Source organism: Streptomyces sp. NBC_00104 (assembly GCF_045160825.1).
GTDB lineage: Bacteria > Actinomycetota > Actinomycetes > Streptomycetales > Streptomycetaceae > Streptomyces.
Map to the genome: position 1 here is coordinate 3,590,793 of NZ_CP108215.1, position 19,176 is coordinate 3,609,968.

Consider the following 19,176-nt stretch of genomic DNA (forward strand, 5'->3'; position numbering starts at 1 on the left):
TCATGCCTCCGGGTGTACGTGGCGGCGGTGGGTGTCCCGGCCTCGCTGCGTGGTGAACGTGCGCGGGCACGAGGCGCAGGCGTACGGCGGCCCTACTTCGGGGCTTGAGTCACTTCGGCCCCTGGTCTCCTCGTTGGCGGCAGCGAGTTCCACAGCCACTACGGCGGCCGTCATCGCGGCCTCAACGGCTGCCGGGCTGGTGGCGGCCAACTGCCGCTCCGGTTTCGGCAGAGGGACAGCGTCAGGCCCGTACCCGGAGTCCGGCAGCGGCGGCAGCGGCTCGCCGGGCGTCTCGTGGACGAGGGCGGTCAGCCCTTCGGGGGTTGCGACGCCGAGGAGTTCAGCGGGCTCGCCGGGCTCGTCCTCGACGGGGACGTACTGGCGGCCGTCGACCAGGGCGCCGAGGAGCAGCGGCTCGGGCATGTGCGTGAACAGGTACGCCGGTACCGCGAAGTCGCTCGGGGAGACGGTGCGGACCTTCGGGGTCTGGGCGACCGCCCACCGGGCGAAGTCGACGCGGAGTGCGGCCGTCGGCTGGACGCGGATCATGTCGCTCCTCATGGGCACACGTCGACTTGGATCGCGCACACGGTGCAGGTCGTGCCGACGACGTAGGTCCGCTCGACGAGGACCCGGCGGTCGTTGGTGCGGATGTTCACGGAGGCGGAGCGGTCCGGGATCGTCTCGGCGGGGCCGCGGCGGATGACGAGCGGGCCGGTGATGTAGAGCCACGCCGTACCGGGCTCGGCGGGGATGTTGCCGGGGCCGGTGTTCATGGCGCTGTATCCGGCGCCGATGATCACGCAGTTCCCGGCGAGGGTGCGCAGCGTGCCGGTTGCCGGGTTCTCGTGGACGAGGTTGCAGCAGCCGAGGAGAGCGGCGGCGCCGGCGGGGACGTGGAGGGTGCCGACGCCGCCGTACGACTCGGCCAAGCACCCTTCGAGCGCGGCGACGCCCTGGGCGACGCTGACGGGCCCGGCGTCGGGGGTGAGGTCGATGGTGTCCATGGCGAGCTTGTCGCGCCAGAACGCCGCTTCGAGGGCTTGCTGTTCGCCGAGGGCGAGGGTCGCCTCGGCGTGCTCTCGCGCTTCCTCGTACGACCAGCCGAGGGCGGAGCACTCCGCGCCGGCGTAGACCGTGATCGGGGCCGCGTGCTCGGTCTCAGGCCTACAGAACTCCTTCTGTGCGGGCGCGCCCGGTGACTCGTCACCCGGCGACTCGTCGTTGCACGGGTCGGGCCAGTCGCGTACGGGGCAGCAGCCGAGAGCGAGCCATTCCACGCCCATGAGTTCGTGGACGTCGCCGACGTCACGGACGTCGGCGCAGCCGCCGAGGATGCCGTGCGGCAGGGGCGTGCCGGGGATCGCCTCGACGGCTTTCAGCATCCCTGTGGCCAACGGTCCACCTCCTTGGGGTGATTGAGGGTGTGGCGGGCCCGTGGTCCGTCACGGGCCCGCCACGTTCGGGGGTGGGGTCAGCTGCTGGTTCCGGCGGCGCAGACCATTTCGAGCTGGGCGCCGGTCGCGCCGTCCGGGCAGACGGGGACGGTGACGACTCGGGTGTCCACCGACCGGTCGACCAAAGCGACACATTCCTCCGCAAAGAGGGCGGTGTAGTCGTTGGTCTTGAACTTGGTCGAGTCGTGGATGACGCCGAGGTTGACCTCTTCGCCGCGACCGATCTGGAGCGAACCGGACGGGTAGATCAGGAACTTGATCTCCCCGGGCCAGGCAGTGGCCGGGTTCGCCCCGCCGATGTCGTCGGGCACGGCCGGGTTGAGGCCACGGGCGAACTGGACTCGGACACCGAGCGTGTCGAACACGTCCTGGATGCATCGCGGGTCCAGGTTGCAGATGTCGACGCCGTTGCGGCGGGCGAGGTCCGTGAGGAACAGCTGACGGGACCAGTACGGGAAGACCACTTCGAGGGCCGTGGTCTCACACAGGCTGTGCCGCTCGATCATGTCGGCGGCCTGGAGCGCGACGCCCTCATATACGGCGGACAGTGCGCCGAAGGTCGGGGCGAGGTTGACCGCTGTCGCCAGGCTCAGGGCCTGCTGGAACAGCACCTGCTTGATGCGGATCTCGTGCGCCACCATGCTGTTGCGCAGGTACCAGCTGACCAGCTCCGGGAAGTGGCGCTGTGTCAGGATGCCCGCCTCAAGGCAGACACCGACCGCGTCACAGCGGACTTCCGTCGGGTCCGGGCAGGGGATCTTGAAGCACGGCTTTTCCGCGCCGGATATGTCGTCCGCCTCGGTGTGCACCCAGGTCAGTGCGCCGACGTCCAGCGAGGGTGTCTTGTAGTAGCGCAGACCGCCACGGGCGAGCTGGATCTCCGGCGCGTCCCACAGCATGTCGGGGCATGCCACGTCAGTCAGCGCGTAGATCGTCTCCGACGGCGCACACCAGCCGCCCGACGCCACCAGCTCGCCTTTCGGCAGACGCCGCTGGTTCGCCGCCGTGATCGCCACGGTGGTGCCCTCCGGCGCCGACGACGAGTCGGTGACGATGAGCTCCTGCGGCCACGGGTGCCGGTAGGAGATGACCTGGCCGACGCCGCCGCCCGCAGTTTTGAGGGCGTTCGCACGGCTGATGATGCCCGCGGTGATGTGATCGAACGACAGCTCCTGTCCCGGGGTGTAGCCGGGGACGTCCACGGCCGCTGTGATGGACGTGGTCGGCGCCGGCGGCTCCGGCAGGACGCGGGGCTGACGGCTGCGGACGTGGGCCAGGTTGAGCGGCGGGCGCACCGACAGCGAAGTGGCCTGAGTGGCGGCGAGGGCGGGCTCCAGCTCGACGACCGGGGCCGGGGCGGCGGCAGCGGCCGTCTCCTCCGGCGCCTCGACCACCGGCTCGGCAGAGGGGTCCTCTCCGCGAATCGTGGCTGCGAGGCTCTCGATCTCGGCGGCGGCCTGCTCGGCGGCCTGGACGCGGGCGCCCTGCTCGGTACGGATGTCCTCGACCGCAGTGGCCAGGGCCCGCATACGGACGAGGGAGGTCTCGTCGACGCTGTCCTGACCGGACAGAGCGGCGAACGAGTTACGGGCACCAGCGAGAGCTTCGGCGAGCTGCTCGTCGTCGAGCGCGGTGACGTCCGCGGGGATCTCGAAGTCCATGGGTGGGGTCTCCAGAGAGCGATCTTGGAGAGCCCGGCCCAAAACCAGCGGCGCTGACGCCCAGCATAGCCAGGCGACAGCGCCAGAACCGCAGGCAGTTATGCCGGGTCAGGGGGCAGCCACGCCCAAATCTTCCGCGAATTGATCTGGTAGACAGTCGACTGACTCACCCCGAAGCGCTCACCGATGGCCTTGTACGACACTCGTTCGGCGAGGAGCCGCCGGATCTCCTGCACCTGCTCGGCCTTGAGCTTGCTGTTTCCGTCGCGCTCCCCTCGGGTGCTGCGCCCGGCCTCGACCATGTCGCGGATGTTCTGAGCGTTGTCGCCGAGATAGAGGTGACGGACGTTGATGCATCCCTCCTTGCCGCGGTGGCAGGTGTGCAAGATGTGCGCCTCGCCAGGGTCACCGTTGGCGAGGATCCAGACGGCGCGTGAGGAGAGCATCAACGTCCCGTCGAGTACCGCGACCGGCCGGTGACTGCCACTCGTCGTGAGGATGATGCACTCCTCGGCGGTTGCTGCGGCGGCGCTGCGCAGCTCGGCGAGGAGAACGCCCTTCCCGCGCTTGAGGGTGACCATCGGGTCACCATGGCGCTGAATACGCGTGTAGTGCTTCTTGCACCACTCGCGCCGGTAGAGGGGCCCGCATGGGCCGTCCGTCTCTGCGAGCGCACACGTAAGGTTGCTCAATGTCGACTCCTATCAGTCGGCCATCCCCCGGACGGTTGCCGCCGTCGCGGGGGTGCTTCTTGACCTCATTCTATCGAGTTTCCGCAGGTCAGAGCACACGCAGCCGCCCGCCAGACAGGGCGGGCGGGCGGCTGATGTCAAGCGGTCGCCTACCCGGTTGGGGCGGCGTTCGGGTCGGGCTGGCGGTGCACGATGTCGCCGGTCTTCTTGCTGCGGACGACGCTGCCCGGGTACCGGCCGGCGACCGTTTTGGCGGTGGGCTGCGACCCGGACGTGAAGACGGTCTTGCCTTCGCCGCCCTTGGTGACGACTTCGAACTGTTCGCGCTTGGACTGGCAGGCGCAGGCCATTACGCGTCTCCCCTCGTGATCGTGCCGCTCATGGCGGCGGTTGCTGGCTGTGCCGGGGCGAGGATGGCCGCAGCCATCTCCTCGACTTCGGCACGGACTTGCGCGGCGCGTTCGCTCTCGCGGCGCTGGAGTGCGGCGGTCAGGCCGTCGAGGAACCCGGGGTCGGCGAGGACTGCCGCGAGGGTTTCCTCCAAGCCGGCGGGGGCGGGCAGGCCTGGGGGCTGCTCGGGCAATGCGAGCGGGGCAGCTGCCGTGGCCGTGAGCGCGCCTTCCACGACGTCCGGCTCCTGGGCGGTGTCGCGGAGGTCGGCGACAGCTGCGGCCGACGCGGCGAGGGCCAGGTTGGAGCGCTCGGCGACAGCGGTCGCCAGGAGCGGCGACGAGTGCCCCGGTACGGGGACGGAGAGGACGGCGCGGAGCTGCCACTTCCGGGCGGGGCCCTGCTTCATGTGGTAGCTGGGCTGGCACGCCTGGAACACGTGGCGGTCCCACTCCGACAGCCAGGGTGCGGCAGCGCCGGAGAACCACAGGCCGCGCTCGTTCAGCCCGCAGGTGATCACACCGGCGACGGTGCGGGTGTCGTCGAACTGGCAGGCCGCCGACTCGCATTCGGCACCGTCCCTGTGGTGCGGCACGTTCATCGTGAAGGCGCCGACCTTGACGGTCGTGCCGTCGTCGAGGGCGAAGCGGGCCCGCAGGAAGTGGCTCATGTCGATCTCGCCGAGCGACTCGATCGTCAGGTTCTTGCCGGGGTAGCCCGCGTGGGGTTCGCCGGCCCGGGCCACCCACCCGTAGATCCGGCCGTCCGCGTAGTGCACGCCGCCTGACCCGGGCGGGAGTTCCTCGGGGGTGGGCTCGCGGAACCATGCGGCGGGCATGGGGTCGGCGTCACGCATCGCCGTCCACGCCGACGCCTCCAGCTCGCCCAGCTCGGTTGGGACGTCGGCGGCCGTCGCGGTCTCGGGGATGGTGGACGGGCCAACATACAGGCCGGGGGCGAGCCGTACGAGACGGCCGGCCTTCGCCGCGCGGGTGAGGTGGCCGCGCGCGGATTCCATCCTGATGCCGACAGCATTGGAGACCTCGCGGGCACCGACGGGGATCGGGGAGGCGCACACGTAGGTGACGACCCGGTGGTGATCCTCGCCCGGACCGGCGGCGGCCGACATCGCGGCGTCGGCGGTGGCCACCGCCGCGGCGGTCTCCTCCGGCTCCGGCAGCGGGTCGAGGACGATGCGCGCCTGGTCGTACGCGGGCATGGACACGAGGGTGGCTCCCCGTACCCGCCCTTTGGTGATACGGATGAGGAAGTCACCGGCGCTCTCGCTGTGGAGGACGACGCCCGTGTCCGGGTCGTCGGAGTCCCCCGCGGCGGCGGTGAGGATCCCGGACGCGCCGAAGGCCTGCCGTACGGCGTCAGCGGACACGGTGCCGTCGGCGGCGGTGATGACCTGCGCGTACTGCTGGTTCCGGGTGAGCGTCGTACCGGATGCCGTCCACTCCCACACCTTGTGGGCATGGAGCATCCATCCGCCGTCGTCGAGGCGCAGCACGCTCATGGCCGGTATGGAGGCGGCGAGGACGAGGAACCCGTCCTCGTCCTCGGTCAGGGTCTTGTCGACGAACTCGACGTCCACGGAGTCCAGGTCGACGGACACGCCGAGGGGTGCGCTCTGGTCCAGGAGCAGGCAGGCGTCCTGTCCGGCCCGCTGGGACAGGTAGAGCACTCCGGTGCCGGGGATGCGGTCCCCTTCGCGGCCGAGGGATTCGATCGCTCCGGCGAGTTCGGCGCCCTCGTGCCCCATCAGCATCTCGTCGGCGTACTGGAGCGGCCAGGGGCCCGCACCGTCCCAGTACAGGGCGCCTGGGCGGAAGATCCTGCCGTCGCCGGTCTCGGTGTTCTCGAACGCGAGGGCCGCGCCGTCGGGCGTGGACCAGGCACGGGTGGGTGGCGCGGCCGGGGGCTGTGCGGCCGTGACCGCCGTAGCGGTCTCCTCCATGGGCTCCTCCTCGGGGCCGAGCGGGATGTCCGTGTGATCGCCCGCGAATGCCACGCGGATGCGGTCGAACGTGATGGGGCCGAGACGCTCCTCCAGCTGCGGGAGGAACGCCGGGTCGTCGCTGTAGGCGGCGCAGACGTGCGGCACCCAAGGCGAGTGCTGGACGGGGATCTCCGGCCGCTCGTGGGTGTCTTCCAGCGCCATGGCGGCCGTGCCCTGGACGTCGACCAGCGTCGGGGCGTCCGCAGGGCTGTCCCGGTCGTCGCCGACAGCCCACACCCACGAGGGCTTGTCGGAGTCGGGGTTCCAGTGGTTCGCGCCGAACGCGCGGCCGGTGACCGGGACGGGAAGCTGGGAGGCGGCGAGAGCACGGAGGTTGCCGATCAGCTCGTTGCGCTGGTCCTCGGTCCACACGGTGCCGTCGTCGCCGAGGAAGAACAGCGTCAGGTGCAGTTCGTCGGCGTCCTCGCCGCCATCGAGGGCGAGATACGCGGCGTCTCCCTCGGTGGGGATGAGCGCGATCATCGCACCGCCCAGGTGACTGCCGTCGGCTGCGGCCGTCATGGGCGCCGGGGTGGATTCCACATCGGTCTCCTGCAATTCGAAGACTCGACCCCGTGCTGATGCTTGGGAATCGAAGGCGGTGGAGCTGAGTTCGGGGTGGACTGCCAGGACACAACGGCAGTTCACGACCTGGCCGGCGGGCGCCGTCGGGTCGTGGGGGGCGCTCATCTCGTGCCCGCCGACGGTGAACGGCTCATCAATGAGGCGGAGCTGCCCGTTGGCGTCCGCGTGGTCCTCACGTACGCGGGCATCACGTCGGGTCACCCACTGCTTCACGACGGGCTTGTCCGGCCCTGTGACGGCCTGCGCCGCTCCGAGGGTGGCCGTGTTCCAGGCCCGCCCCGCTTCGGTACGGGCGATGCGCTCCTCGCGCATGTCGCCGAGCTGGGCGCCTTCCCGGGCGAACGCTTCACGGAGCCGTGCACGCAGTTGCTCCATGTCCTCGCCCGCGTCGACGCCGGCCGCCAGCTCGCGGCGAGCGGTCTCGGCGAGTCGGTCGCCTACGGCGCGCAGCAGGTGCTCGGTGACGTCGACGTACCCGCTCATGGCCGGGGGCAGTTCACGCCCGTCGTCGTACCGGCCCGGAAGGTCGTCCCAGCCGTCGGGGAGTTCCAGGTCCACGCTGTCGGCGGTGTGCTGGGCGGCCTGCTCCGAGACGCGGAGGAGACGCCGGACAATGCGCGGCATCCGGTCGCTGAACATGCGGGCGATGCGGGCGACGGAGAACCGTGCGGCGACGATCTCCGTGGCGTCCTGGAGGTGGCCGGCGAACTCGTCCGCCACCTCCTCCAGCACTTCACTGACGGTCTGGGCTACGAACTCCTCGGCGTCTTCGAGGAGCTGCTCAAGCTCATCCACGAGCGGCCTCCTGCGGCTGGTCGGTGGGGTCGTCGCATATCTCGCACCAGGCCCAGGTGCCGACCGTGGTCACCCCGCAGGGGGTGAGGAGCAGCAGGTCCACGGTGAGGCGCGTGTACGCCTTGCAGACGTGGCACCAGTCCTCGCGTACGGCCGTGGGGGCGACGGTGGTTCGCAGCATGGTCATGCCGCCAGCCGGAGGCAGGTGGTGACGACGCCGGGTACGACGTCGTAGGAGTGCTCGATACCGGCGGCGATGAGTTCCCGCGCGTAGGAGTCGAGGGACGCGGCCAGGCATGCGGCGTCGATGCCGTACCGGGTGGCGATCTCGGGGACGCGCTCCCATGCCCCGTCAAGGAGGGCGAACTGTTCGACCTGTCCCGGCTCGACCTTGAGGGCGGTGTGCAGGGCCGCCGACTGGATCTCCCGCGCCCGAGCGCGTTCGGAGCGCGGGCATACGGGGGTCCGCTTCAGCTTCTCGCCAGCTGCGGACAGTGCGGCCCAGATCAGGCCGTCCGCTGCGGCCAGGAGCCCGTCACTGGCACGCTGCGCCGAGGCGGGGAGGGTCGAGGGTTCGTCGGCGGTCTCATCGACCGGCAGATCCACGGTGGTCGGCGTCACGTCCTGCTCCTGCTCCTGGTCCTGACTGTCGGTGGTGGTCTTGCGGGCCGCTTTCTCCTCGGCCGTGGGCGCGTCGGACTCCTCGAACCCGGTCTCCCTGCGGAGGGCGGCGTCGGAGATGACGCCCCGGTCGTACGCCTGCAACGCGGTCTCCGACCGGTTCGTACGGACCCGCAGGGGGGCGGTGTCGTACCAGACGAGCCACCTGTGCCAGTCGTCGACGCCCTCGGCTTCGAGGAGGGGGCGCAGCCACTGCTGGGTCAGGGCGTAGGAGACCGTGGCGAGCTTGGGCTCGACGCCGATACGGATCGCCTCTGAGGTGAGCATCCAGGCGCCCCAGTGGTTCGTGTCGCCCATGCCCAACAGCAGCTCTGCCGGGATCTCCAGGCCCGTCGCGAACCGTTTGATGGCCTCCTCGCGGAGCTTCAACGCCAACTCGTCGAACGTGGACTCGAACTTGAGGAGCTTGAAGTCCGCGATCGTCTCGGCGGGGACTTCGAGGACGATCGGGACCGTCGCGGCGGCGCTCTCGGGGTCGCGGATGGCGGTCTCGGCGACCGTCATGAGGATCTCGATCAGGTCGTCCTCGGCGCCGCCCTGCGTGGACGTGGTCGGGAACCTGGTGCCCTTGGGGACGAGGAGGATGCCCCGGCCGGTGAGCCGGGACCGCGCTATCGCCTTCACGGCCGCGTTGAGGAGGAGGAGTTCTTCCAGCAGGTCGAGGCTGGAGCGGACCGGAGAGTCGGCCTCGATGGCCCGCTCGGGGTCCGGCTCCCACACGCGGATTGCTACGGGCCCGTCCGGGTCGAGGTTTTCGCGGTCGCCGGCGGCTATCTCGGTGTCCTCGCCGTCGATCTCGGCGGTGAGCTTCCCGGGCTGAGGGCGTACCTCGCGGGTGGACAGCACACGCCAGTCGTGGCCGTCTTCCGGGGAGTCGGGGCTGAGGACTTCGCTGTTGGGGCGGACGACGATCCAGCCCTCGCCGGGGACGGTCAGGTGGCGGCCGAACGCGCCGAGGAGCTTGGCCTGTCCGTCGGGGCCTCCGGCTATCTGGTTGACGATCTCGGATGCGCGGTGGTTGTTGGGGGCGGGCTCGATCGTGCCGTCGTCTGCGCGTCGGCCGGCGTACAGGGTCGCCCCGGCCATGGCGTTGCCGATGTACGTGGCGGCGAACCTGACTTCGGGGACCAGGTGGTACAGCTCCCACGCGCGGGACTGCCACGACTGGTTTACGGAGCCTTTCGTGCGGACCTTGCGGTTGATGTACCGGGAGGCCGCGGCGGTGAGGTCGCTTCGCGTCACGGGGCGACCCGGCCGAGTGTGTCGTCGACCCGGTTGAGGAACACGGCGGCGCCGGCGACGGCGAACCATTCGATGCCGTGGACGAGGAGCGGCGCCTCATGCCATTGGCCGGTGGCGAGGAGCCAGGTTGCGAGGAGCGCGCCGGACAGCCACCAGCCCATGCAGTAGACGCAGGAGATGAGGGCGATCACGAAGGTGCGCGGCTTGGACTCGGGGAGCCGCTCGTGCCAGGCGAACACCTTGTCACGGGCCGGGTCGAGGATCGTGTCGTGCACGGCGAGCTGGGTCGCGCGGTACCCGGCAGCGGCGAGGAGGGCGAGCTCCGGAATGCTGATCATGTCCGCCCCTTGCAGAAGATCTTGCAGTTGCGAGCGGTCACTATAAGCCGATTCCGGAAATTCTTCGGCGATTCTGATCTTCAGCCGGACGATTTAAATCAACCGCGAAATTTGGCGGGCGATGCGCTGCCCCGCGCGGGGCGTCGGCGGTCATGCCGATGCAGCGTCCGGACGGTGTGGGAGCGCGCGCCCTACGGCCGTCGGCCCTCCGCCCGGCTGTGATCCGAATTCCCTGTCGGGCGCCGTGACTTCCTGAAACCCTTGGGCCGTACTCACCTCTTAGGGAGACGGAGCCGCCCGCCTTGATCATCCTGGACTCGAACATCCTGCGGAGCTTCAAGCTCGACAGCGTCAGCTCGGACCTTCTGAAGACGATCCGTACCGCTGGCGTCGAATCCGGCGGCGTGCCGTGGGTCGTGCTGGAGGAGTTGGCGTCACACCGGGCAGTGCCGTACCGAGAGAAGTACGAGGCAGCCTCAGAGGCCCTGGCGAGCTTCAGGAAGGCCACGCCGTGGCAGGTCGCCACGCTGCTTCCCCCGCTGGACCTGGAGCGCTTCCAGCAGCACTGGCGGGATCAGTACCGGGAGATCGCCGACGAGATCCCGACGAGTGAGGCAGCGCTACGTGAGGCGACGTGGCGGGAGTCGAACATCCTCCCGCCCTGCAAGGCCATCGTCGTCAACGAGCGCGGCGAAAAGGTGAAGACGGGCGGCCGGGACGCCGCGATCTGGCTCACGGCAGTCGAGTACGCGTGGGAACACCCCGACGAGACGGTCTACTTCGTCAGCAAGAACACGAAAGACTTCGGGGACGGCACCGCGTACCCGCCTCTTATGGCCAAAGATTTGGAGAACCTCGGCGACCGGTTCGTACACCTCACCTCCCTCGGCGAGGTACTCCAGCGGGTCACGGAGTCAGCTGAGGTCGACGACGAGGAAGTACGCGCCATCCTCTCCGATGCGGAGAGCCTCAAGGCGATCAGTGCCGACGCGGCTCATTTGATGGTCGTAACGACGGAAAAGATCTGGCTGAGTGAGGGCCCCAGGTTCGAGGCGGCCATGGCGTTCCTCGCCGAGGACCTCGGGAGCGGCGAGTTCGAAACCGTCACCACCGAGCCGGTGCAGATCCTGGGTTGGACCGAGCCCCCAACCGTCGTGCTCCACAGCATGGGTGAACTGAGCGCCCACCGCATCGCAGACCACGTCTGGTGTGCCGCGACGGTGCGATGGATCCTCAGCGGCCCCGCCATCCTGGCCAACACGCATCGAGTGGAGGTCGTCGGGTGCGCGTGGGAGACGCGTATCCTCGCAAGTACTACGAACCCGAACTCCGAGATCACGATCCTGCGCAGCCAGTCCCCGCGCGCGCTGAGCACACCGGAGTTCGTCGCGTTCGCCCCTTCCGCCAGTGCGCTGGCAGAACGACGAGAGCACGCTCGGACGAAGCCTGCCCTTAGAAAGCTCTCAGCTCAGATCGAGAGGACTGGCCGGGCTCTCACCCGGCTGGAGCGAACTCTCATGGTCCGAAACGACAACCCATGGGTCGCAGTATCGCGGGCAGATGATGACCATGCTCTCGCCCACTGGATGGCAAGGGACGCCAGCCCATGGCTCGTAGCGCGTCAGGAAGGCGATCTCAACCCTTGGCTCGACCCGGAGGCGAACGACGACCACGGGCATTCAGTTCGCCGAACCACGTGAGGACACAGAGGACAGCCTTCAGTTCGCCAAACCGAAGGAAGACGACGAGGAGTAGCGGACCGCCCCGGCGGGCTGCCACGTCGGCGGGCGTTGCGGCCACTTCCCGATCCTGCGCCCGTACGCCGACGCCGCCCCCTCCCGCCGGCCCCCTGCGCCCGAACTGGCCCGGCAGGCGTCTCGGCCGGGTCAGCGCCCCGCCGTTGGACCCACATACCGGACGGTGACGCGAGTCACAACGGCTGCACGCTGTGGCGGCATACACGCCCCTCGGCCACAGCGATCACCGGTGTCGGATCAGCCGCAACGACCGAACCGGAGGCCGCCAATGTCTGTGCTGCGCCAGCTCACCACCTGCTCCGAGCCCGCTACCCGAGTGGTGGAGGGGCGGAGCCGGCCAAGGGCCCGGCCCCTGCTGCCGTATCGAGTGGAGATGTGCGCCCGGCATCGGTGGATCGCGGACGGGTGGCCGGGGACGCCGAGCACCCAGGCCCCGGACGGGCGGTGCGGCACGGTGCTGGACTACCGGGACTTGACCGCTGTGGTGCAGCACCACCTCGACCACTGGATCAGCCCCCTGACCGGCTTGTGGCCACCGGCCGGCGACGTCGCCGCCGCACTGCGCGCCGCCCACGGAAGCCTGTCGGGCTACCTCGCGAGCCAGAAGCCGCACCGGCCGGAGCACATCACCTACGCGGAGGCCGCGGCACTCGACCACGCGGCACGCCTGGCAGAGGTGCTCGCCGCCAACCGCATGGATTTCGAGTGGGGTCGAATCCTTGATCGAGGGTGCTCGTTCATGTCGGACGGTGCTGTCCTCGCAGATCAGCGCCGTCCGACATGCCGCTTGGTCCTGCGCGTGACGGCTGGTGGCCGATCATCCGCTCACGCATTCCTCCGTGTGGCCAGCAAGTCTTCCGTCGCTTACCGCCGACATTGCTGGACCAGCCCCCCGCGGAGCTACTGAACGCCTTGAACGCACGAGCTCTTCGTCCCGAATGACGAACGGGGGTGCTTGACCTGCGATAATTGCAACCTCGCAGGTCAGGGCATCGGGCTGAGCTGGTCTCGCAGGGCCACTTTTCCATGATCGTCTCCCGGCCGGGTTTCGCCTACGCTGCAGAGGGAGAGGGGAGAGGCTCGGCTCTGAGCGCCTCGGCTCGAGCACGTGCACTCGGCGCCCGCCTGACACTCCCCCTGTGCCTGGATCGGGCGGCTTCGGGGCGGGGTGTCGGGCCTCGCGGAACGCATCGCCGACGTGGTCCGATCGCCTCGAGCGCGAGCCGCAATGTCACGTTCCTGATGCAGGGATCGATGTAAAGTCTTTGATACAGAGCAGTACTGGGACGATGGGGACGAGCACGCATGGCCGAGTCGGCAGAGGCATCCAGGAAGACGACGGCGCGGATCGTCTGGGACACCGCGGACAAGTACCTGCGCAACATCGTCGACGAGGAGGACTACGGCGACTACATCCTGCCGTTTACGGTGCTCCGGCGTCTGGAGTGCATGCTCGCTGGCACCAAGGACAAGGTGATCAAGTACGTCGATGCGTTCGGCGGGATGCCTCAGCACCTGATCGACATCGCGGTCAAGGACCGATTCGGGCTTGGCTTTTACAACGTCTCGCCGCTCGACCTCGCCACGATCGCGTCGGTTGACGACAACGTGGACAAGTCCCTCAAGAGCTACATCGACGGGTTCTCGAACAACATCGCCGACATCTGGGTCTCGTTCGACTTCAACCGGCGCGCGAAGGTACTCGCCGACGCCAATCGGCTCCACGCCGTCGTCAAGCACTTCTCCACGCTCGACCTAAGCCCGAGCAGCCTGAGCAACACAGGCATGGGCGACGTCTTCGAGGACGTCATGTACCGCGCCTTCAACAAGAAGGGCAAGGCCGCCGGTAACTTCTACACTCCGCGAGACGCCATCAAGCTGATGGTGGACATCCTGATCGCGAACGACGACGACACTCTCGCGGGAGAGGGCACGGCGCGTTCGATCTACGACCCGACGGCCGGCTCCGGTGGCATGCTGCTCATCGCCCAGGAAGCGCTCCGGCGCATGAACGAAACGATCGACGTCACGCTTTACGGCCAGGAGCTCATGCCCTCCGCGTTCGCTCTCGGCAAGGCGGACCTGCTCATCCAGGGCGGCCGCCCGGACGCGATCAAGCAGGGCAACACCCTTGTCGAGGACCTCTACGAGGGGCAAACCTTCGACTACGTGCTCTCGAATCCTCCGTTCGGCATCGACTGGGAGGTCGAGGAGAAGGCCGTGCGTGGCCAGGCGAAGACGCCCGGCTCCCGCTTCAGCCATGGCCTCCCCAGCATCAGCGACGGGCAGATGCTGTTTCTGGCGCACTGCGCGTCGAAGCTCAGCCCGGCCAGCAAGAACGGCCAGGGCGGACGCGCCGCGGTCGTCTCCAACGCGGCCCCACTCTTCAACGGCGACAAGGGGCCGACGGCGATCCGTGAGTGGCTCCTCGACGAGGACCTCATTGACGCCATCATCGCCCTACCGCCCAGCATGTTCTACGGGACCGGCATCCCGACCTATGTCTGGATCCTCGACACGAACAAGGACCCGGAGCGCAAGGGCAAGATCCAACTGATCGATGGATCGGGCCAATCGGCTCTGCTGCGCAGGCCCATGGGCGAGAAGCGCCGGGAGATGCGTGCCGCAGACCGGGACCCGGTGCTTGAGGCGTACAAGGCTTTCGACCACGCAGATCCTGAGATCTCCCGTGTGATGACTCCGGACGATTTCAAGTTCCGGGACGTTCCCGTCTACAAGCAGGTGCGTCTGGCTGCCCGTTTCAGCGGAGAGGCGGTCGAGGCGCTGCGTGAACGGAAGGACTTCACGGACGAGCACGCCGCCGTGCTCGAATCGCTCGACGGCACGAGCTGGAACGATCTGCCCAAGGCCTTCCCGCAGGCTGCGAAGGCAGCTGGGCTGAAGGCTCCGCTCGGCCTAGTGGACGCCGTGATGAAGGCGATGGCCGTGCCGGACGACTCAGCGCAGCCAGCTGTCGACCGGAAAGGCAACGCGGTCACCTCGAGCGGATGGAAGATCACCGAGCGCGTGCCACTCAGCGAGGACCTGACAGAGCACATGGAGCGAGAGGTCGTCAAGTTCTCTCCTGACGCCCAGTGGGACGAGAGCAAGGCGAAGTACGGCAACGAGATCCCGATTACGAGGATCTTTTACACGCCGCGGGCACCGAAACCGCTCGACGTGATCGACTCCGAGGTGCAGCGCCTCATGGGCGAACTTGCTGACATGTTCAAGCTGGTGAGCGACCAGTGACCGATCAAGCGGTCCACGAGTCGCTGCTTGAGAGCTCCGCCTTCGTCATGGCTCCGGTCGGATCCATCGTCGTAGAGCGGAACGAGAAGGTCGGTGAGACGGAGTTCTCCCCGCTGTCGGTCGGGAAGCGGGGTGTGACGCCCCAGCTCGCTGGCGTCGCCAAGTCGCAGACCGAAGGCGATCGGAAGCTAGTACGCACCGGAGACCTGGTCATCAACTCGCGATCCGACCGGCGCGGGGCTTCTGGGCTGGCCCACCAGGACGGGAGCGTCTCTGTCGTTTACTCCGTCATGACGCCGAGGCCGGAGCTCCTGGTTCCGGAGTACGGCCATCATCTGTTCCGCAGCATCGCGTTCCAGGACGAGTTCTTTCGTTGGGGCACGGGCATCGTTGACGACCTGTGGTCCACCAACTTCACTCGGATGTCACGCATTCGCGTCCCCTTGCCGCCGTTGGAAGTCCAGCGCGAGCTCGCGGCCCGGCTCGACGAGGCCGATGACATGATCGCGAAGCTCGATGAGCTGACCGACGCACTGCGTGCACGGGCAATTGACACGGCTGCGCTGTTTGGTCTCTCCGAGGAGGACTCGCGCCGAGGCGAAGATGCGCAGTCTCCGCTGTCCGGGACACCTGAGCACTGGGACCGCACGAAGTTCGGCTACGACTTCACCGAGAGCACCGAGCGGAACGGCGAGAACCCGCCAGGCCCCCTTCTCTCGATCTCCGAGTACCGGGGAGTCGAGCTGAATACGCGGACGGATGGTCAGCAGGCGTCCCTGGACGTGGCGAAGTACCGGGTAGTGAGGCCAAACCAGCTCGCCGCCAACATGATGTGGCTGAATCACGGCGGGCTCGGCGTTTCGTCGCTCACTGGTTACATCAGCCCTGACTACAAGGCGTTCTGGATCTCGCCGCGATTCCATCCGCGCTACGTGCACCACCTTCTCCGCAGCCCCCGATATGTCGACTACTTCGGAGCCATCGGCACAGGAGTCCGCCCCAACGCCCAGCGAGTCACGAAGACCGCACTCGACATGATGCCCCTGCCGCTGCCTCCCATGGACGAGCAGCAACGCATCGCGGACCATCTCGACGAGGTGACGGGTCGCATTGACGGCATGCTGTCGAAGATCGCCAGCCTTCGAGACCTCCTCGTGGAGCGGTCTTCCGCGTTCCTACTCGACGTCGTCACCGGACGGAAGGAAGTCGCGTGAGCCACGCGCAGCTGATGGAGCGCGAGTTCGAGGAGAACCTCTGCGCCGAGCTGGCCGAGCGCGGCTGGCTGTACGAGGACGATGGGAGGCCGACGGGTTGGGACGTCGGCCTCGCGATCGCGCCGGCCGACGTGCTCCATTGGCTGAGCACCCAGTACCCGGACGAGTACGAGAAGGCCGTCCCCGGCGACCTGGTCGATGGGCAGAGGGCCGACGCTGAGCGGAAGCTCCTCGAGCACATCACCAAGGAGCTCGCCAAGGCCACAAGGACGGACCCAACAACCGGGCACCCGGTCGGCGGCCTACTCGGCGTGCTGCGCAAGGGGTTCTCCTACGCCCAGATCGGCCGCCCCGCGGCGAAGTTCGGCCCGATGATGGCTTTCCCCCCGGCGAACCCGAACCTGACCGAGGTCGTAGAGGCGGCCGAGTCGGTCCGACTGCGAGTTCTGCGCCAGGTGCGCTTCGACACGAAGACCAACGAGAGCATCGACGTCGTGCTCCTCGCCAACGGCCTGCCGGTCGTCACCCTGGAGCTCAAGACCGACAACACGCAGACCGTTAACCACGCGATCCGCCAGTACAAGGAGGACCGCAAGCCGGGGAGGAGCCGCCCGCTGCTCGCGCCCGGGCGCGCCCTCGTCCACTTCGCGGTCTCCAACGACCTCGTCTACATGACGACCAAGCTCCAGGGCGGGGACACCGTCTTCCTGCCCTTCAACCAGGGCAACGACGGCCACGCGGGCAACCCGCCGTCGGGCACCGGCTCGTCGTCGAACTACCTGTGGCGCGAGATCCTCTCGCGCGCGACCTTCATGCGGGTCCTCAAGGACTTCGCGCTCTTCGAGCCCGGCAAGTCCGGCAAGAAGGACGAGGGCCGCCTCGTCTTCCCCCGTTTCCACCAGCTGCGCGCCGTCGAGCGCGTCGTCGCCGACATCGAGGCGAACGGGACCGGCAAGCGCTACCTGATCTGGCACTCGGCTGGCTCGGGCAAGACCAAGACGATCGCCTGGCTCAGCCACCGCCTGATCCGCCACATGAGCGCCGACTCGAAGTCAACGTTTGACTCGGTCATCGTCGTCACCGACCGCATGGTCCTCGACGAGAACATCCGTGACGGCATGAACCTGGTGCAGTCGAGCAAGGGGCTCGTCGTCGCCGTCGGCGAGAAGTCCGGCGCCAAGTCGCCGCAGTTGAAGAAGGCGCTACTCGAGGGCGACCACATCATCACCTGCACTCTGCAGACGTTCCCCGAGGTCATGAAGCTCATCGAGGACACCCAGGAGCTGCGCGGCCGGCGCTGGGCCGTGGTCGCGGACGAGGCGCACTCCTCGCAATCGGGCTCCGCCTCGCGCCAGCTCAAGGAGCTGCTCGCCGACATCGAGCTGGATGTAGAGGAGGACGACATCGGCGCTGACGACCTCCTCATGGCCAAGGACTCGGCCATCGCCGCGTCGAGCAACATCACCTTTATCGCCCTGACCGCGACCCCGAAGGCGAAGACGCTGCGCCTGTTCGGCACCCAGCGCGAGGACCGCTGGGAGGCCTTCGACACGTACACGATGGCCCAGGCGATCGAGGAGGGCTTCATCCTCGACGTGCTGACGAACTACTCGACCTACGACATGTTCCTCCGCGTGAAGAGCACGCTCGAGGGGGAGGAGTCCGAGGGCGAGATCCAGGTCAACACCGGCGAGGCGGTCTCGAGTATCGTCCGCTACGCGAGGCTTCATCCGACCGCGATCGCACAGAAGGTGCGGGTCGTTGTCGAACACTTCCAGCGCAACGTCAGCCACATGCTCGGCGGCCAGGCGCGCGCCATGGTCGTGACGAGCTCGCGCATGGAGGCGCTGAGCTGGTCGCGCAAGATGGACGCGTACATCGCCGAAAAGGGCTACGAGCTGCACACACTGGCCGCGTTCTCGGGGTCGCTCACCGACGAGGACGGAGAGAGTGTCACCGAGGTGTCGGTGAACGGCGTGAGCGACGTCGGCAGGGCGTTCCGCGAGGAGGGCGTCTACCGCGTCCTCATCGTCGCGAACAAGTTCCAGACTGGCTTCGACGAGCCGCGCCTCATGGCGATGTACGTCGACAAGAAGCTCTCCGGCGTCGCCACCGTGCAGACCCTCTCCCGGCTAAACCGGATCTATCCAGGCAAGACTGCGCCGATGGTCGTCGACTTCCGCAACACCCCGGCGAGTGTCCAGAAGGACTTCAAGCTCTATTACTCCGACGCGCACGTCGACGGCGACGTCGATCCCAATGCGCTGATCACGGTGGGAGAGCGGCTCGACACGGCCGGACTTTACACGCACGAAGAGATGGACGCCGTCGCCGATGCCTTCCTCGAGGACGCTGGCGGCGAGGCGATCGCCAAGGCCCTGTCTCCGATTAAGAACCGGTGGAGCGGCCAGCGGCGTCAGGCTGTGCTCTCGAAGGACAAGGCGCAGAAGGAGTTCCTGGAGTCTTTCCGGGCCGATGTACTCGGGTACCGCAACGCCTGGCAGTTCCTCAGCCAGATCGTCGACTACCAGGACCCTGAGCTGCACCGTCGCGCGATCCTGACGACGCTACTCGCCCGCAACCTCCACACCGACGGTAGCGACTACGACGACAGCTTCCTCGAGGGCGTGCAGCTCTCCGGCGTCAAGCTCGTGCCCTCCGCCATTAACGAGGACCACTCGCTGAGCGAGGGGAGCGGCGAGGGCGTCAAGCTCCCGATCTTCGACGGCGAGCACACGGGCAGCGCCGCGCCGAAGCGCGGTCCGCTCGACGAGGCCATAGACAAGGTCAACGAAATGTTCAAGGCCAAGGGCGTCGATGTCAGCCCCGAGAGTGTCTCCGGGTTCATCACGACCTTCTGGGGCTTCCTCGACGCGAACGAGGAGGCGGTGGCGATGGCGAAGAACAACACCGTTGCCCAGCTCAAGGCGTCCGAGGGCTTCAGTGGTGCCGTCGGGCTCGCGGTCCTGAAGACGGTGAACGAGTCGAAAGAGATCCAGTCGTACATGACCGATCCGGCGTTCATCGGGCAGATCGCCGACATCGCGGCGGACGCCCTCCACGCCGAGCACAGCTCCGACCCGGACGCGGGCTCCGAGGCCGAGGGGTAA

General features: G+C 68.0%; 14 protein-coding genes. 5 read left to right on the forward strand and 9 right to left on the reverse strand.

The genetic code is table 11. The features are described from left to right. The 9 genes from OG272_RS15675 to OG272_RS15715 all read right to left on the reverse strand — a co-directional run bounded on the left by OG272_RS15675 (nucleotide 1) and on the right by OG272_RS15715 (nucleotide 9,843). A complete protein-coding gene (locus OG272_RS15675) occupies nucleotides 1–549 on the reverse strand; it encodes a hypothetical protein (protein WP_405893707.1) in 549 nt (182 codons plus the stop codon). Nucleotides 550–557: 8 nt separating this feature from the next. Then, complete coding sequence (locus OG272_RS15680) at nucleotides 558–1,397, reverse strand: cupin (RefSeq protein WP_405893708.1); 840 nt, start codon at nucleotides 1,395–1,397, stop codon at nucleotides 558–560. 77 nt (nucleotides 1,398–1,474) lie between these two features. After that, nucleotides 1,475–3,118, reverse strand: a complete 1,644-nt coding sequence (locus OG272_RS15685) for a major capsid protein (RefSeq protein WP_405893709.1) — start codon at nucleotides 3,116–3,118, stop codon at nucleotides 1,475–1,477. A 98-nt stretch (nucleotides 3,119–3,216) separates the two neighbouring features. Further along, nucleotides 3,217–3,699, reverse strand: coding sequence for a helix-turn-helix domain-containing protein (locus OG272_RS15690; RefSeq protein ID WP_405893711.1), 483 nt, complete (start codon nucleotides 3,697–3,699; stop codon nucleotides 3,217–3,219). A 260-nt stretch (nucleotides 3,700–3,959) separates the two neighbouring features. Beyond that, nucleotides 3,960–4,160: a hypothetical protein gene (locus OG272_RS15695; protein WP_405893713.1), complete on the reverse strand. Its 201-nt coding sequence runs from the start codon at nucleotides 4,158–4,160 to the stop codon at nucleotides 3,960–3,962. Then, nucleotides 4,160–7,582: a phage minor head protein gene (locus OG272_RS15700; RefSeq protein WP_405893715.1), complete on the reverse strand. Its 3,423-nt coding sequence runs from the start codon at nucleotides 7,580–7,582 to the stop codon at nucleotides 4,160–4,162. The genes OG272_RS15695 and OG272_RS15700 overlap by 1 nt, the downstream gene beginning before the upstream one ends. Next, nucleotides 7,575–7,769, reverse strand: a complete 195-nt coding sequence (locus tag OG272_RS15705) for a hypothetical protein (RefSeq protein WP_405893717.1) — start codon at nucleotides 7,767–7,769, stop codon at nucleotides 7,575–7,577. Before OG272_RS15705 ends, OG272_RS15700 begins: the two co-directional genes overlap by 8 nt. Then, entirely contained in the window at nucleotides 7,766–9,505 is a 1,740-nt protein-coding gene (locus OG272_RS15710) for a hypothetical protein (protein ID WP_405893718.1), read from the reverse strand. Before OG272_RS15710 ends, OG272_RS15705 begins: the two co-directional genes overlap by 4 nt. Further along, nucleotides 9,502–9,843 (reverse strand): DUF1360 domain-containing protein, encoded by a 342-nt coding sequence (locus OG272_RS15715; RefSeq protein WP_405893720.1) that lies wholly within the window; start codon nucleotides 9,841–9,843, stop codon nucleotides 9,502–9,504. Before OG272_RS15715 ends, OG272_RS15710 begins: the two co-directional genes overlap by 4 nt. A 302-nt stretch (nucleotides 9,844–10,145) precedes the next feature. On the opposite strand from OG272_RS15715, the gene OG272_RS15720 reads away from it, so the two are divergent. From OG272_RS15720 to OG272_RS15740, 5 genes are all read left to right on the forward strand, one after another. Then, nucleotides 10,146–11,543 (forward strand): PIN domain-containing protein, encoded by a 1,398-nt coding sequence (locus OG272_RS15720; protein WP_405893721.1) that lies wholly within the window; start codon nucleotides 10,146–10,148, stop codon nucleotides 11,541–11,543. 511 nt (nucleotides 11,544–12,054) lie between these two features. Further along, nucleotides 12,055–12,507, forward strand: coding sequence for a hypothetical protein (locus tag OG272_RS15725; RefSeq protein WP_405893723.1), 453 nt, complete (start codon nucleotides 12,055–12,057; stop codon nucleotides 12,505–12,507). 398 nt (nucleotides 12,508–12,905) lie between these two features. After that, nucleotides 12,906–14,852 carry an N-6 DNA methylase gene (locus OG272_RS15730; protein ID WP_405893725.1) on the forward strand — a complete coding sequence of 649 codons (1,947 nt, stop codon included), beginning with the start codon at nucleotides 12,906–12,908 and terminating at the stop codon, nucleotides 14,850–14,852. Then, a complete protein-coding gene (locus tag OG272_RS15735) occupies nucleotides 14,849–16,066 on the forward strand; it encodes a restriction endonuclease subunit S (protein ID WP_405893726.1) in 1,218 nt (405 codons plus the stop codon). The genes OG272_RS15730 and OG272_RS15735 overlap by 4 nt, the downstream gene beginning before the upstream one ends. Then, on the forward strand, nucleotides 16,063–19,176 hold the full coding sequence (locus tag OG272_RS15740; protein ID WP_405893728.1) for a type I restriction endonuclease subunit R: 3,114 nt from the start codon (nucleotides 16,063–16,065) through the stop codon (nucleotides 19,174–19,176). Before OG272_RS15735 ends, OG272_RS15740 begins: the two co-directional genes overlap by 4 nt.

Bases quoted from the DNA above. Each gene is read 5' to 3' on its own strand.
- OG272_RS15675 (WP_405893707.1), bottom strand. From the start codon at position 549: ATGATCCGCGTCCAGCCGACGGCCGCACTCCGCGTCGACTTCGCCCGG.
- OG272_RS15685 (WP_405893709.1), bottom strand. From the start codon at position 3,118: ATGGACTTCGAGATCCCCGCGGACGTCACCGCGCTCGACGACGAGCAG.
- OG272_RS15690 (WP_405893711.1), bottom strand. From the start codon at position 3,699: ATGGTCACCCTCAAGCGCGGGAAGGGCGTTCTCCTCGCCGAGCTGCGC.
- OG272_RS15695 (WP_405893713.1), bottom strand. From the start codon at position 4,160: ATGGCCTGCGCCTGCCAGTCCAAGCGCGAACAGTTCGAAGTCGTCACC.
- OG272_RS15705 (WP_405893717.1), bottom strand. From the start codon at position 7,769: ATGACCATGCTGCGAACCACCGTCGCCCCCACGGCCGTACGCGAGGAC.
- OG272_RS15715 (WP_405893720.1), bottom strand. From the start codon at position 9,843: ATGATCAGCATTCCGGAGCTCGCCCTCCTCGCCGCTGCCGGGTACCGC.
- OG272_RS15730 (WP_405893725.1), top strand. From the start codon at position 12,906: ATGGCCGAGTCGGCAGAGGCATCCAGGAAGACGACGGCGCGGATCGTC.